The 14,900-nt window shown below is 60.4% G+C and carries 15 protein-coding genes; 6 read left to right on the plus strand and 9 right to left on the minus strand.

Annotation, left to right across the window (positions count from 1 at the left end; translation table 11 throughout):
• The first annotated feature begins 209 nt into the window (after positions 1-209).
• A complete protein-coding gene (locus H8B20_RS01360) occupies positions 210-596 on the plus strand; it encodes a hypothetical protein (protein WP_042558053.1) in 387 nt (128 codons plus the stop codon).
• A 57-nt stretch (positions 597-653) separates the two neighbouring features.
• Here the strand turns inward: H8B20_RS01360 and H8B20_RS01365 are convergent, their stop codons facing one another.
• On the minus strand, positions 654-1,766 hold the full coding sequence (locus H8B20_RS01365) for an enoyl-CoA hydratase/isomerase family protein (RefSeq protein ID WP_210622153.1): 1,113 nt from the start codon (positions 1,764-1,766) through the stop codon (positions 654-656).
• Positions 1,767-1,898: 132 nt separating this feature from the next.
• Here H8B20_RS01365 and ung point away from each other — a divergent pair, with 132 nt between their 5' ends.
• Positions 1,899-2,591: a uracil-DNA glycosylase gene (gene ung / locus H8B20_RS01370; RefSeq protein ID WP_042561972.1), complete on the plus strand. Its 693-nt coding sequence runs from the start codon at positions 1,899-1,901 to the stop codon at positions 2,589-2,591.
• A gap of 106 nt (positions 2,592-2,697) precedes the next feature.
• Here the strand turns inward: ung and H8B20_RS01375 are convergent, their stop codons facing one another.
• The 5 genes from H8B20_RS01375 to H8B20_RS01395 all read right to left on the minus strand — a co-directional run bounded on the left by H8B20_RS01375 (position 2,698) and on the right by H8B20_RS01395 (position 8,142).
• Complete coding sequence (locus H8B20_RS01375; RefSeq protein ID WP_210622154.1) at positions 2,698-3,732, minus strand: AbrB family transcriptional regulator; 1,035 nt, start codon at positions 3,730-3,732, stop codon at positions 2,698-2,700.
• A complete protein-coding gene (locus H8B20_RS01380) occupies positions 3,725-5,239 on the minus strand; it encodes a tripartite tricarboxylate transporter permease (protein ID WP_042558056.1) in 1,515 nt (504 codons plus the stop codon). The genes H8B20_RS01375 and H8B20_RS01380 overlap by 8 nt, the downstream gene beginning before the upstream one ends.
• A gap of 1 nt (position 5,240) precedes the next feature.
• Entirely contained in the window at positions 5,241-5,699 is a 459-nt protein-coding gene (locus H8B20_RS01385; RefSeq protein WP_210622155.1) for a tripartite tricarboxylate transporter TctB family protein, read from the minus strand.
• 58 nt (positions 5,700-5,757) lie between these two features.
• Positions 5,758-6,735 carry a Bug family tripartite tricarboxylate transporter substrate binding protein gene (locus H8B20_RS01390; RefSeq protein WP_210622156.1) on the minus strand — a complete coding sequence of 326 codons (978 nt, stop codon included), beginning with the start codon at positions 6,733-6,735 and terminating at the stop codon, positions 5,758-5,760.
• Between the two features lie 114 nt (positions 6,736-6,849).
• Complete coding sequence (locus tag H8B20_RS01395) at positions 6,850-8,142, minus strand: OprD family porin (RefSeq protein ID WP_210622157.1); 1,293 nt, start codon at positions 8,140-8,142, stop codon at positions 6,850-6,852.
• A 236-nt stretch (positions 8,143-8,378) separates the two neighbouring features.
• On the opposite strand from H8B20_RS01395, the gene H8B20_RS01400 reads away from it, so the two are divergent.
• Positions 8,379-9,050: a response regulator gene (locus H8B20_RS01400; RefSeq protein ID WP_210622158.1), complete on the plus strand. Its 672-nt coding sequence runs from the start codon at positions 8,379-8,381 to the stop codon at positions 9,048-9,050.
• On the plus strand, positions 9,043-10,428 hold the full coding sequence (locus tag H8B20_RS01405; protein WP_042558061.1) for a sensor histidine kinase: 1,386 nt from the start codon (positions 9,043-9,045) through the stop codon (positions 10,426-10,428). Before H8B20_RS01400 ends, H8B20_RS01405 begins: the two co-directional genes overlap by 8 nt.
• A 108-nt stretch (positions 10,429-10,536) precedes the next feature.
• Here H8B20_RS01405 and H8B20_RS01410 read toward each other — a convergent pair whose 3' ends face one another.
• Together H8B20_RS01410 and ygfZ are read right to left on the minus strand one after the other, a co-directional pair.
• Complete coding sequence (locus H8B20_RS01410; protein WP_210622159.1) at positions 10,537-11,358, minus strand: HDOD domain-containing protein; 822 nt, start codon at positions 11,356-11,358, stop codon at positions 10,537-10,539.
• Between the two features lie 35 nt (positions 11,359-11,393).
• Positions 11,394-12,335: a CAF17-like 4Fe-4S cluster assembly/insertion protein YgfZ gene (ygfZ, locus tag H8B20_RS01415; protein WP_047300070.1), complete on the minus strand. Its 942-nt coding sequence runs from the start codon at positions 12,333-12,335 to the stop codon at positions 11,394-11,396.
• Between the two features lie 150 nt (positions 12,336-12,485).
• On the opposite strand from ygfZ, the gene H8B20_RS01420 reads away from it, so the two are divergent.
• Entirely contained in the window at positions 12,486-12,740 is a 255-nt protein-coding gene (locus tag H8B20_RS01420) for an FAD assembly factor SdhE (protein ID WP_210622160.1), read from the plus strand.
• Positions 12,724-13,176, plus strand: coding sequence for a protein YgfX (locus tag H8B20_RS01425; protein ID WP_115147704.1), 453 nt, complete (start codon positions 12,724-12,726; stop codon positions 13,174-13,176). Before H8B20_RS01420 ends, H8B20_RS01425 begins: the two co-directional genes overlap by 17 nt.
• On the opposite strand, the gene nadB is transcribed toward H8B20_RS01425, so the two are convergent.
• Positions 13,145-14,761, minus strand: a complete 1,617-nt coding sequence (gene nadB, locus H8B20_RS01430) for an L-aspartate oxidase (RefSeq protein ID WP_210622161.1) — start codon at positions 14,759-14,761, stop codon at positions 13,145-13,147. The two genes, H8B20_RS01425 and nadB, sit on opposite strands and share 32 nt — an antisense overlap.
• Positions 14,762-14,900: the final 139 nt, after the last annotated feature.

The raw sequence follows: 14,900 nt of genomic DNA on the forward strand, positions 1-14,900 counted from the left end.
CCAGTCAATGGCGATTTGGCCGTTGAATCGCTGTCGCGAGGAAATTCACTTCTGAAGGGGATAGTGGCGTTTAATAATCACTTGTTTCAACTTGTTGCGGAGTCGCACCAGATTCGGAAATCGATGTCTGATCTTTCGTCAGTCACCGAATAAAAGACTGACGCCTGCCAGCGTCGCTGGTGTGGCTACCCGCGGTCCAGGAGGCCGCCATGTATCGACGAATTCTTCTGCTTGCTGCGTTGATGTTTTCCGTCACCGGTTGTGCCCCGTATTCGTACGCGGACACTTATTACAGGTCTGAGGTCTACACATCACCCGCACCGGCTTACTACAACACTGGCGGCACGTATTACTCGGCCCCGCGCTACTACCAGCCAGCGCCGCGTTACTATCAGCAACCACGTTATTACCAGTCGGCGCCGCGTTATTATCAACCGGCCCCGCGGTACTACGAGAGCCGTCGCTGGCACGGTAATGATCGGGGTCGCTGGGACGGCCACCGTCGCGGCGGTTGGGACAACGACCACCGCGGTCGCGGCAATTACGACCGCCACAGCGGTCGGCGCGACCACAACGGACGTGGCAATCGCTGGTAACTGACCCGCCAACAAAAGCGGCGCATGATGCGCCGCTTTTTTGTGCCTGCGATTTAGTCAGTAAGCCGTCAAATCCGCCAACGGATGCCGCCCCTCCCACACCTTGTGAAAGTGCGCCTCAACTACCGCATCCGGCACGCTGCTGATGTCCGGCCAATGCCAGTGCGGTTTCTGATCCTTATCGATCAACCGCGCCCGAACCCCTTCGCTGAACTCCGGATGCCGGCAGCAATTGAGGCTCAGGGTGTATTCCATCTGAAAGACTTCAGCCAGCGACAGGTGCCGTGCGCGGATAATCTGTTCCCAGACCAGATGGGCGGTCAGCGGCGAGCCTTCGCTAAGCGTTTTTGCTGCCCGGGCGATGAGCGGATCGCTGCTGTCGCGCTGCAGACTGATGGCTTTCCAGGCGCAGGTCACGTCGCTGACGTCGAGCAGTTCGTCGATCTGCTGACGACGCGGCAGCCACTGTGCCTCGGGCATTTGCGCCGCAGCTTCCTGCTGCAAGGCCTTGAGCAGGCTGTTGAGTTGCATGGCGGTCTGTTCCTGCCAGTTGAGTTGCAGCAGGCCTTCAATCAGCTCCGGTTGTTGCTCGTCGAGCAGAAAGCGGTCGGCCAGATCGAAATCGATCGCGTCACGGCCGTTCATGTGCGCGCCGGTCAATCCGAGGAACAGACCGAGCTTGCCCGGCAACCGTGCCAGAAACCAACTGGCGCCGACATCCGGGTACAGCCCAATGCTGATTTCCGGCATCGCCAGACGGCTGCTCGGCGTGACGATCCGCGTACTGGCGCCTTGCAACAAACCCATACCGCCGCCCAGCACATAACCGTGGCCCCAGCAGATCAGTGGTTTCGGATAGGTGTGCAGGCTGTAATCCAATCGGTATTCGGCCGCAAAAAACTGTGCTGCCAGCGGTGGGACTTCGCCGGGATGCGCGCGACAGGCTTCCACCAGGCTGCGCACTTCACCGCCAGCGCAGAAGGCTTTGGCGCCGTTGCCGCGCAACAGCACGCAGACAATTTGCGGGTCTTTGGCCCAGGCGTTCAGTTTGTCGCCCAGCGCATTGATCATCGGCAGCGACAGCGCGTTGAGCGATTTTTCAGCATCAAGGCTGGCGATACCGATGCGGGCGCCGGCGGTGCCGCAGAGTTCTTCGAAGTGCAGATTCATCGTGACCTCGATCGGAAATTTGAACGATCAGTATGATCGCTGCGTGGGAAAGTGCCGGATCTGCGTCAGATCAATTGACAAGCGTGGCCGGCTTTCCTAGGGTTCGCCCCATTGTTTTTGCCGGGTATGACCATGACTGCTGACGACCGTATCAAACTCGAACCGAGCTGGAAGGAGGCACTTCGTGCTGAATTCGACCAGCCTTACATGGCAGAGTTGCGCAACTTTCTGCAGCAGGAGCAGGCGGCCGGCAAGGAAATCTATCCGCCACGCCCGCTGATTTTCAATGCGCTGAACTCCACACCGCTGGATAAAGTGAAGGTGGTGATCCTCGGCCAGGACCCCTACCACGGCCCGGGCCAGGCCCACGGTTTGTGTTTCTCGGTGCAACCGGGCGTGCCAGCGCCGCCGTCGCTGGTCAACATCTATAAAGAGTTGAAGCGCGATCTGAACATCGACATCCCCAGCCACGGTTACTTGCAGAGCTGGGCGGATCAGGGCGTGTTGATGCTCAACACCACCATGACCGTGGAGCGCGCCAACGCCAATGCGCACAAGGACAAGGGCTGGCAGTTTTTCACTGACCGGATCATCGAACTGGTCAGCGAGCGGCAACCGCATCTGGTGTTCATGCTGTGGGGCGCTCATGCGCAGAGCAAGCAGAAGCTGATCGATGCGACCAAGCACCTGGTGCTGACCTCGGTGCATCCGTCGCCGCTGTCGGCTTATCGTGGCTTTCTGGGATGCGGGCACTTCGGCCGGACCAACAAGTTTCTTGAGCAGAATGGCGAGACGCCGATTGAGTGGCGGTTGCCGCCCGTTTGATGTTGGCCTGAAGGGCCCCATCGCTGGCAAGCCAGCTCCCACAGGGTTTTGCGGTGTGCACATAATCTGTGGGAGCTGGCTTGCCAGCGATGAAGTCAACGCGGTGTTACTCGGGATTACGATTCCAGTACTTGAACAACGGCTCCGCCAGAAACAGCACAAACAACAGCCGCATCACCTGCATCGCCGTTACCAGCGGCACCGACAGTTGCAGGGTTTCCGCCGTCAGGCTCATCTCGGCGATACCACCGGGCATCATGCCCAGCGTCAGCGAACGCAGATCCAGATGCGTTAAAGCGCTCAGTCCCAACGCCGCCAGGGTTGCGATCAACATGGTCAGTGCCGTACCGATCAACGTGCGGCCCATGAATGACGGCGCACGCCTGAAAAACTGCCGGTTGAAGTGACAACCCAATCCGCTGCCGATCAACCATTGGCCAATCTGACTGCCGCCATCGGGCAAGCCGATGTGCAGATCCCAGCCGATGCTCACCGCCGCACTCACCAGCAACGGCCCGAACAGCCATGGATTGGGTTGGCGCAGACGCTGCCAGATCCAGGCGAGCAGGGCGCCCGCCGGAAACAGAATCGCCAGCCAGCGCCAATCGACGCTGCCGGCATGAGAAATTGGCGTGCCTTCGCCAAGCAAGTACTTGAACGCCGCCGGCACACACAGCACCACCACCAATACCCGCAAGCTTTGCCCCGCCGCAACATGGCTGAGCATTGCGCCGTTGCGTGCGCCGAGGTTGACCATCTCCCCGGAGCCACCGGGCATGCTGGAGAAAAACGCCGTGGCGCGGTCCTCACCGGTGCGGCGCATCAACCACACGCCAACCACCGCCGATAAGCTGGTGACCAGCGCACCGAAGAAGATCAAACCGAAATGACTCAGCACCTGCTCCATCACCACCGGGGTGAAGTGCAGGCCAATGCCGATCCCGACGATCCACTGGCCGCATTTGCGCCCGCCAGGGATTTCCGTCAGTTGCCACGGAGTCAGGCAGCGCACGAGGATGATCGCCAGCAACGAGCCGACCATCCACGGCAGCGGCCAGCCGATCTGGCTGGCGAGGTAACCGCCAAGCAGACCGACCAGCGGGGTTCCCCACCAGGACTTTAGCGACAGCCGATCAAACATCGGCGATAGCGCGCCGAGCGACCGAACGTTTGCGCCAGATGCGCAGCAGCGGCACGAGCAACATGATCGCGGTCAGTACCCAGACCCCGAAGGTGATCGGGCTCGACCAGAGGATTTCCAGTGCGCCGTTGGAGATCGACAGCGCGCGACGCAGGTTCTGCTCCATCAGACCACCGAGGATGAAACCCAGCAGAACCGGCGACAACGGGAAGTCGAGCTTGCGCAGGATGTAACCGAAGATACCGATGCCGACCATCAGGAACAGATCGAAGGTGGTCGCGTGTACCGCGTAGACGCCGATGCCGGTGATGATCGCGATGACCGGCACCAGTGCCCAGTTCGGCACGGCGAGGATGCGGGTGAAGATGCGGATCATCGGAATGTTGAGGATCACCAGCATGATGTTGGCGATGAACAACGAGGCGATCAGGCCCCAGACGATGTCCGGTTGTTGCTGGAACAACAGCGGCCCCGGAGTGATGTTGTACAGCGACAGCGCGCCGATCATCACCGCCGTGGTACCCGAACCCGGAACGCCGAGCGTCAACATCGGCACCAGTGCGCCGCAAGCCGAAGCACCAATGGCGGTTTCCGGGGCGGCCAGGCCACGGGCATCGCCTTCACCGAACTTGCCGCTGGTACCGGCGATGCGTTTTTCGGTCATGTAGGCCACGGCACTGGCCAGCGTCGCACCGGCACCCGGCAACACGCCCATGATGAAACCGAGCAGGCCGCAACGGATGTTCACGGTGAACACCGACGCCGCTTCCTTGAAGTTGAACATCATTCGACCGGTGGCTTTCACCGCTTCCTGGCCGCGATGGGTTTTCTCCAGCAGCAACAGAATTTCGCTGATCGAGAACAGGCCCAGCACCAGCACGACGAATTGAATGCCGTCGGTCAGGTGAATGTTATCGCCGGTGAAACGGTACACGCCGCTGTTGGCGTCGATGCCGACCGTCGACAGGAACAAACCGATCAACGCCGCAATAAAGGTCTTCAGTGGTCGATCACCGGCCATGCCGCCGAGACAGACAATCGCGAACACCATCAGCACGAAGTATTCCGCCGGGCCGAAGGCAATCGCCCATTTCGCCAGCAGCGGGGCGAACATCACCATGCCGCAGGTGGCGATGAAGGCGCCGATGAACGAACTCCACGCCGACAACGACAGCGCCACACCGGCCATGCCTTTGCGGGCCATCGGGTAGCCGTCGAGGGTGGTCATCACGGTGGAAGCTTCACCCGGAATGTTCAGCAGTATCGAGCTGATCCGGCCGCCGTATTCGCAGCCCAGATACACCGCCGCCAGCAGAATCAATGCCGACTCCGGCGGCAGGCCGAGGGCGAATGCGATCGGGATCAGCAGCGCCACGCCGTTGATCGGGCCCAGGCCCGGCAACAGGCCGACAACGGTGCCGATCAGCGTGCCGCACAGCGCGGTCACCAGGTTGTAGGGGCTCAGCGCGACGCCGAAGCCCTGGCCCAAATAGCCAAGAGTATCCATATCAGTTCTCCAGAACGTCGAGCAGGCCGAGGGGCAGCGGAACGTCCATCACACGGTCGAACAGCAGGTAGAGACCGATGGCCATCAGGGTGGTCACCACGACGCTTGGCATCCAGCGACCGCCATACAGGCGCGCCATCGGAATGCCGATCAGCATGCTGCTGAGAATGAAGCCCAGCGGTTCGAAGAGGCCGGCGAACACCAGCAACAGCACGACGCAGATGCTGATCTTGGTCAGGGTCTGGCGATCCAGTGGCGGCTCGTCTTCAGTGTGTTCGATCGGCGTCGGGCGGAACACCATGTACAGCAGCGCTGCGCCCATCAGGCCGAGCATCAGCAGAGGGAAGGCGCGCGGGCCCACCGGTTCGTAGGAAAAAGCCGCTTGGTACGGCCACGCCATCAGTGCCAGGCCGACACAGGCCAGCAATAGCACCGAAGCGAAAATGCGTTGTAAGAGCATGGGAAACTCCTGTGCCGCGGCCCCGCGAACGGGGGCTGCGGCCGCTAGACAGAGGCGATCACTGAATCAGGCCGAACTCTTTGGCCAGCACTTTGTAGTCCGCAACCTGCTTCTTCACGTAGGTGTCCAGTTCCGGGCCGGTCATGGCGAACGGGAACAGTTCACGCTGATCGCGCAGCTTGGCGAAGTCGTCGGAGGCCAGCAGTTTGTCGAACGAATCCTTCCACCAGGCGTAGTCTTCATCGCTGACTTTTGGCCCCAGGTAGAAACCGCGAACCACTGGCCAGACGATGTCGTAGCCTTGCTCGCGAGCGGTCGGGATGTCTTTCATTTCCGGTTCGTCGAGACGCTTGTCGGAGAAGACTGCGAGCAGGCGCATGTCACCGCTCTGGATGTGCGGCATGGAGTCGGAGATGTCGGTGCTGCCAACCTGGATGTGGCCGCCGAGCAGCGCGGTGGCGATCTCGCCGCCACCTTCGAGGGCGACGTAACGCAGTTCGCGCGGGTTGATCCCGGCAGCCTTGGCGATCAGTGCGGTTTGCATCCAGTCCTGGCTGCCGACGGTGCCGCCGGAACCGATGACCACGGAGCCGGGATCTTTCTTCAATGCCTGAACGAGATCGTCGAGGGTCTTGTAGGGCGAATCGCTTTTCACCGCGATGGCACCGTAGCTGGTGCCGACTGCCGCGAGCCAGCGCACGTTGCTCTCATCGAAGCGCCCGAACTTGCCTTGCGCCAGGTTCAGCAGCGAACCGCTCGACCACGCCACCAGCGTGCCGGCATCGGCTGGCCGCTGCGCAACCACTGCGTTGTACGCCACCGCGCCAACACCGCCGGGCATGTAGGTGACGCGCATCGGTTTGGACAGCAGTTTTTCGTTGACCAGCGCGCTCTGCACCAGTTTGCAGGTCAGGTCGAAACCACCGCCGGGCGACGCCGGAGCGATACATTCCGGGCGCTTCGGTTCGGCCATGAGTTGGCCAGCGAACAACACGCAACTGGCGGCGAGTGCAACTTTACGCAGTGACAGGTTCATTCGATTCTCCACGGTTCTTGTTGTAAGGCTTTATGTAGGAGCTGCCGCAGGCTCGGGCCGCGATCGGACGATCTTTTGATCTTCCGATCACAGCACCCCCGGCGTTTCAATCAATTACCAAAGGGCAACGCTATAGCTCACCAGCAGACGCACTTCGTCTGCATCGCGAGCGGAGTAATTGGAGCGGTAAGTGGCATTGCGCAGGCGCACAGCGACGTCCTTCAAGGCGCCGCTTTGTACTACATATTTGATCTCGGTATTGCGCTCCCACTCTTTGCCTTCTTCACCGCTTTTGAGCTTGATGTTGTCACCGCTCAGGTAACGGCTCATGAAGCTCAGGCCGGGAATGCCAAGTTTGCCGAAGTCGAAGTCGTAGCGCGCTTGCCACGAGCGTTCTTCGGCGCCGGCGAAGTCGTTGATCTGCACGAAGTTGACCAGGTACGGGTCGCTGCCATCGACATAGGGGAAGGCGCTGTCGCCGGACATGTGCTGATAACCGGCGCTGAACTTGTGACCGCTCAGGGCGTAGCTGACCAAGCCGTTGAGCGAGCGGTTGTCGATCTCGCCGCCACGGGCCGCACCTTGATCGTCACTGACGGCAAAACGCAGGTCGGTGGCAAATGTGCCGGGGCCCATCGGGCGCGAGGCAACGAGGCCGAAGAAATGCTGGTTGTAGACTTCGTCGAGTTGCGCGAAGTGGTAACTGCCGGTGATCTTGTCGGTGAACTTGTAATCAACGCCGCCAAAGTCAAAGTGCTTGCCGGCAGCGGTGCCGGCGAAGCGGCTGTTCTTGTTGTTGAGGGCGATGTCCTCGAAATCGGTGCTGTCGCGGTCCTTGGCTTTCTCCAGACGGCCGCCGGTGAAGGTCAGATTCCTGATTTCTTTGGAGGTCAGCAAGCCACCTTCAAACGTCTGCGGCAGGATGCGTCCGTCGTTGGGCTTGAGGATCGGCAGTTCGGGAATCAGGCTGCCGATTTTCAGTTCCGTGGCAGAGATTTTCACTTTGCCGGTCAGGCCGACTTTCGAGTATTCGTTCGCTGCGCGCCCGTCGTCGTGGGTCGGCAACAGGCCGGTGCCGGTGCGGTCCGGGCTCGAATCAAGTTTCACACCAAGCATGCCCAACGCATCGACACCGACCCCCACGGTGCCGTCGGTAAAGCCCGATTGCAGATTGAGCATGAAGCCCTGAGCCCATTCATCGCGTTTGGATTGCTGGGCGCTGGTGCCATCGCGAAAGTCGCGGTTGAAATACATGTTGCGGGTTTCGAAGGTGGCGCTGCTGTCTTCAATGAAGTCGGCAAAACTCAACGGCGAAAAACCCGCGAGGGCGGCTGCACTGGCGAGGGCGGTCTGGCTGATACGGGAACGGCAAACAGGCACAAGGACCTGGGACTGCATGGACGGCATGCGGGTGTACTCCGATTATTGTTCTTATTGTTCGAAAACGCTTCGTGGCGTTTTTCGTAGCGCTGTGTGGCAGCAGCGACGGCAGTCGAAACTGTCCGTAAACTGACTCTAACGGCCTAACCTTTCGCTAACCTTTCAGCTGACTTTCAATGTTTTCGGGCTTCACAGTGGCGGTTGCGGCTGTAAACTCCGCGGCAAAGAGTGGCGTCGGCCATCCCTGAACGAGGTAAAAATCCATGCGTGTTCTGCTCGTCGAAGACCATCTGCAACTGGCCGAAAGCGTCGCCCAGGCGCTCAAGAGCACCGGTCTGACCGTGGATGTGTTGCACGATGGCGTGGCTGCCGATCTGGCACTGGGCAGTGAGGAATACGCCGTGGCGATCCTCGATGTCGGCCTGCCGCGCATGGACGGATTTGAAGTGTTGGCGCGGCTGCGGGCTCGCGGGAAAAATCTGCCGGTGCTGATGCTGACGGCGCGCAGCGATGTGAAAGATCGGGTGTATGGCCTCAATCTTGGCGCCGACGACTACCTCGCCAAGCCGTTCGAACTGACCGAACTGGAAGCCCGGGTCAAAGCGCTGTTGCGACGCAGTGTGTTGGGCGGTGAACGCCAGCAGCGCTGCGGGGTGCTGGCCTATGATCTGGACACCCGACGCTTCTCCCTCGGTGAGGAACTGCTCACGTTGACGTCCCGCGAACAAGCCGTACTCGAAGCGTTGATCGCCCGGCCGGGGCGAGTCATGAGCAAAGAACAACTGGCCGCGCAAGTGTTTGGTCTTGATGAAGAGGCCAGCCCCGATGCCATCGAAATCTACGTGCACCGCTTGCGCAAGAAACTCGACGGTCAACCGGTCGCGATCGTGACCTTCCGCGGCCTCGGCTATCTGCTGGAAAGCCGCGATGCATAAGCCCAGCAGCCTGCGCTGGCGGTTGCTGTGGAACCTGGCGTTGTTGCTGGTGGTGTTGATGCTCGCCAGCGGCTTGAGTGCTTACTGGAATGGACGCGAGGCGGCCGACACGGCGTACGACCGCACGTTGCTGGCGTCGGCGCGAACCATTGCTGCCGGCCTGTCGCAACGTGATGGCAGCCTCAGTGCCGACGTGCCTTATGTGGCCCTCGATACCTTCGCTTACGACAGCGCCGGACGGATTTACTACCAGGTCAACGACATCCATCAAAAGCTGATTTCCGGCTACGAAAACCTCCCCGGGCCACCGCCCGGTACACCAAGAACTGACAGCTATCCGGCGCTGGCGCGTTTCTACAATGCCACCTACAAAGGGCAGAACGTGCGTGTGGTCAGTCTGCTCAAAGCGGTGAGCGAGCCGAACATGAATGGCATGGCGGAAATCCGCGTGGCCGAAACCGACGAAGCCCGCGTCAGCATGGCGCGCAGTCTGGCGGCCGATACGTTGTTGCGATTGGGCATGTTGGCGATCGGTGCCTTGCTGTTGGTCTGGTTTGCCGTCAGCGCCGCACTGCGTCCGCTGGAGCGCTTGCGCACGGCAGTCGAGGAGCGCCAACCCGATGACTTGCGGCCATTGCCACTGGTGGAAGTGCAACATGAGCTTTGGCCGCTGGTGCGCGGGCTCAACCATTTCACCGAGCGCCTGCGGGGTCAGTTCGAGCGTCAGGCGCAATTCATCGCCGATGCGGCGCATGAGTTGCGCACACCACTGGCGGCGTTGAAGGCGCGGCTGGAATTGGGGCTGCGTTCAAATGACCCGCAGGTCTGGCGGACGACGCTGGAATCTTCGGCCCAAGGCACTGATCGCCTGACCCATCTGGCCAATCAATTGCTGTCGCTGGCGCGCGTCGAAAATGGCGCCCGAGCGATTGCCGAGGGCGGTGCGCAGCTGCTCGATCTGAGCCAGTTGGCCCGCGAGTTGGGCATGGCCATGGCGCCACTGGCGCACAAACGCGGGGTGGCGCTGGCGCTGGAGGCCGATGAACCGGTGTGGCTACGCGGCGAACCGACGCTGCTGAATGAGTTGTTGAGCAATCTGGTGGATAACGCCTTGGCGCATACGCCGCCGGGCGGCAACGTGATCTTGCGCGTGCTGACCCCGGCAGTGCTTGAGGTTGAAGACGACGGGCCGGGGATTCCGCTGCAAGAGCGCGATCGAGTGTTCGAGCGCTTCTACCGGCGTAATCAGCAGGTGGCGGGATCGGGGTTGGGTCTGGCGATTGTCGGCGAGATCTGCCGGGCACATCTGGCGCAGATCACGCTGCATGATGGTGAACAGGCGGGGCTGAAGGTGCGGGTGAGTTTTATTGCCGGGTGATTCTGCGGTGTTCTTGCCGGCCTCTTCGCGAGCAGGCTCGCTCCCACAGGGGGAATGCATTCCAATGTGGGAGCGAGGTGCTCGCGAAGGGTGCGCCGCGGTTCTCGATCAGTAAAACATCGAGCGCGATTCTTCCAGATCCGCGCACAGCGCCTTGTTCTCAGGATCAATCCCAAGCTTCCTGAACGCCGGAACACTCAGCGGATCAATCCGCGCAAACGGATGATCAGTGCCCTTGTGGCAATAGAGGCTCGCCACCTGCACCAGATCGACGTAATCGATCTGCGCCGAGTCGCGTTTGAGATCCTGATACAGCCCGGGCAGCTCCACCAGTCGCTCCGGAAAATCCCAGACGCGCAAGAGCTTGTCGCCGAGCAACGGATGAAGGTGATCGATTACATGGTTGAGGCTGACCGAATCCGAGAGCAGTTCATAGTGGTCTTCGGCGTAGGTCAAAATCGGCAGCACGCCGATCTGATGCACCAGCCCACCCAGCGCCGCCTGATCCGGCTTGAGTTGGGTGTAACGACGACACAACGCATAACTGACCCCGGCGATTTCCAGGCTCTTGCGCCAGACTTCGCGCATTTTCTGTTCCACCACTTCGGAACTGGCGTGGAAAATCTGCTCCATCACCAGGCCGATCGCCAGGTTACTGCTGTAGTTGATGCCCAGGCGGGTGATGGCGGTATGCAGGTCGGTGACTTCCTGCGCCGCGCGCAGCAGCGGGCTGTTGACCACTTTGATCAGGCGCGCCGAAAGCGCCGTGTCACGGCCGATGACTTTGCTCAGCTCGCTGACGCTGATTTCCGGATCTTCAGCAGCCTTGCGAATTTGCAAGGCTACTTCCGGCAATGTTGGCAGAACCAGCTCATCTTTATCGATGGCCTCAACCAAATCCTGTTGGATCTTATCCGCCAGTTCGTTCATTTAGGCTCTCTAGGGTGTTGCAACAAATGCTGCGATCAGCGCTGGATTTCGCGGTCGCGATCCAGTTCGTAGGGCAAATCGAGCAGATGCAGCGCAGGCCCTTCAAGGGTGCCCAGATGCAGATCACCCGCTTCTGCAGCTTCGGCCTGCAACACTGCCAGGAGTTCAATGTTTTGCCCGGCGCCAGCAGCCAGTACGACTTCGCCGATTGAGCTGTTGTGGCTCGGCGCGAACAATGGCGTGCCGGGTTCCGGCAATTGTGTGGCGTCGAGGCTCAAGCGATACAGACGGCGCTTGAGTTTGCCCAGGTACTGCATGCGCGCGACGATTTCCTGGCCGGTGTAGCAACCCTTCTTGAAACTCACGCCGCCGACGGCCTGCAGGTTGAGCATCTGCGGGATGAACAGTTCGCGGGTGGTGGGCATGACCTGACCGATACCGGCGCGGATCTGGCCGAGCAGCCACTGGTTCAGTTCACCTTCAGGCAGGGTTATCGACAGCGTTTGTTTGATGGTTTGTGCTTGATCGGCGGGTACCCACAGTTCGGCACGATCCGGCGAGACGCGAATTGCAATCAGGCCGTCGTTGCGTACCACGCTGTCTGTCTCAATGGGCAGATCCAGGCCGAGACTGCTCAGCGCTGCATCGCCCGACCTCAGCCCGAAACGCACCCAAGCGGCGCTTTCGTCGGTCAGTTTCGACTTGGAGAACACCGCGTACTTTTTCAGGTCCGCCAGTTGCGGCTCGAGCAATTCGCTGGCCATCGCCAGCAGCACACCGTCGCCTTCGAGCAGAATGCGGAAACTCGATTGCATCCGGCCTTTTTGCGTGCAGCGAGCGCCCAGGCTGGACGCTGTTTCGCTCAGGTAATTGATATTGCAGGTCAACTGGCCTTGCAGGAATTTTCCGGCATCCGCGCCGCGGACCGCGAGAACGCCTTCATGAGACAGGGTGCAGAAAAAAGCAGAATCGGCCATGGGTCTTCGCAGGGTAAATAGACTGGGGCACATCATAAGGGCGCGTTGTTGAAATGGGTAGTTGATAAAGGATCGGTGGTGCCCGACCAAAGCCGACTGTGCGAACGGCATATGGGCTGTATACTTGCCGCCAAATTTGAGGAGGGCCCCATGGTCGAACAAGTTGAACTGAATCGCCTCTTTTGGCACAGCCGTCGCGGCATGCTTGAGCTTGACGTGTTGCTGGTGCCATTTGTGCAGGAGGTTTACGCAACCCTGAATCAAGTCGATCGCGATCTGTATGTCCGTCTGCTGACTTGCGAGGATCAGGACATGTTCGGCTGGTTCATGGAGCGCAACGAGTCCGAAGATCCAGAGCTGCAACGCATGGTTCGCATGATCCTGGATCGTGTTCAGCCCAAGTAATACGTTCGAATGCCGCTGGCATGCCTCACGGCAGTTGCTGGCGGCGTATCTGTTGGCCCAGGCATTCGCTCTGGGTGCCTTGTTTGTGCTTTCCATTCCCTTATGGGCGAGCTTGCTCGGGGCTTTCGTTTGCCTGCTTCACGGGTTTTGGGTGTTGCCGCGGCAGATTCTGCTCAGTCATCCCAAGGCAATGCGCGGTTTGCGTCGAGACGGCGACGGCTGGCAATTGTGGAATCAGGCGGATGGCTGGCAAGCGGTGCAGTTGCGACCGGACAGCCTTGCACTGCCGCTGATCGTGGTGCTGCGTTTTCGTTTGCGCGGTGAGTGGCGCGTCAGATCGATCTGCGTGCCACGTGACTCGCAGGCGACGGATTTGCATCGACGCCTGCGAGTGCGGCTCAAGTTCAGCCGACGTAGGTGGGCGGCACCAGAATAGTGTCGAGCGCTTCGGGCAGCAGGTCAGGGTAGTCGAGGGTGTAATGCAGGCCGCGACTTTCCTTGCGTTCCATGGCGGAGCTGATCATCAGCTCCGCCACTTGCGCGAGATTGCGCAGCTCGATCAAATCGCGGCTGACTTTATAGTTGCTGTAAAACTCGTCGATCTCGTCCAGCAGCAGACGCACGCGATGTTGAGCCCGTTGCAGGCGCTTGTTGGTTCGCACGATGCCAACGTAGTCCCACATGAATCGCCGCAGTTCATCCCAGTTGTGCGCGATGATTACGTCTTCATCAGAGTCGGTCACCTGGCTGGCGTCCCAGACGGGCAGGGTGCTTGGCGCTGTGACTTCATCCAGTTGCGCCAGAATATCTGCCGCCGCCGAGCGGGCGTAGACGAAACACTCCAGCAACGAGTTGCTGGCCATGCGGTTGGCACCGTGCAGGCCAGTGAAGCTGGTTTCGCCGATGGCGTACAAGCCCGGCACATCGGTGCGGCCATGCTGATCGACCATTACGCCGCCGCAGGTGTAGTGCGCGGCGGGAACGACCGGAATCGGTTGTTTGGTGATGTCGATGCCAAAGCCCAGGCAGCGCTCATAAACAGTCGGGAAGTGAGTCTTGATGAACGCTTCGGGTTTGTGGCTGATGTCGAGATAGACGCAGTCGACACCCAGACGCTTCATTTCATGGTCAATGGCCCGGGCGACGATGTCGCGCGGCGCCAGTTCGGCGCGTTTGTCGAAGCGATACATGAAGCGTTCGCCGTTCGGCAGCTTCAAATGCGCGCCTTCACCACGCAGGGCTTCAGTGATCAGGAAGCTCTTGGCCTGCGGGTGGTACAGACAGGTGGGGTGAAACTGGTTGAATTCCAGGTTCGCCACTCGGCAGCCCGAGCGCCAGGCCATGGCAATGCCATCACCGCAGGCGCCGTCGGGATTGCTGGTATAGAGGTAAACCTTGGCCGCGCCACCAGAGGCCAGAATCACGAAGCGCGCGCCGTAGGTGTCGACTTCGCCGGTCGCGCGGTTGAGCACATAGGCACCGAGGCAGCGATCGCCTTCCATGCCCAAACGTCGTTCGGTAATCAGATCGACCGCCACCCGTTGCTCCAGCAGTTCGATGTTCGAGCGCTCTTTGGCCTGGGCCAGCAAGGTTTTGAAGATCGCAGCGCCGGTCGCATCAGCGGCATGGATGATGCGCCGGTGACTGTGGCCGCCCTCGCGGGTCAGATGGAATTCGAAACCGCCGTCTTCAGTGCCGGACTGTTCGTCGCGAGTGAACGGCACGCCTTGGTCGATCAGCCACTGGATGGCTTCGCGGCTGTGCTCGACTGTGAAGCGTACGGCATCCTCATGGCACAGGCCGCCGCCCGCATTCAGGGTGTCATCGACGTGGGATTCGACAGTGTCGGTGTCGTCCAGCACGGCAGCGACTCCGCCCTGGGCCCAGAACGTCGAGCCGTTGGCGAGATCGCCCTTGCTCAATACGGCAATGCGCAAATGACCTGGCAGGGTCAGCGCAAGACTCAGACCGGCAGCACCGCTGCCAATGACCAGAACATCATGTTGGAACTGTTGGCTCATTTCAGCATTCCGCTCAAAGCGACCCGGGTCGGGGTTGGCGCATGACACCTGGATCGGCGAGTCAAGACAGCCACACAGCCCACTAGTATATAGAGGGGCAGGTCGGCACAATAGCCGTGCCCAGATGGCATTGTGAAAC

Source organism: Pseudomonas sp. P42, from assembly GCF_017973755.1.
Classification (GTDB): domain Bacteria; phylum Pseudomonadota; class Gammaproteobacteria; order Pseudomonadales; family Pseudomonadaceae; genus Aquipseudomonas; species Aquipseudomonas iridis.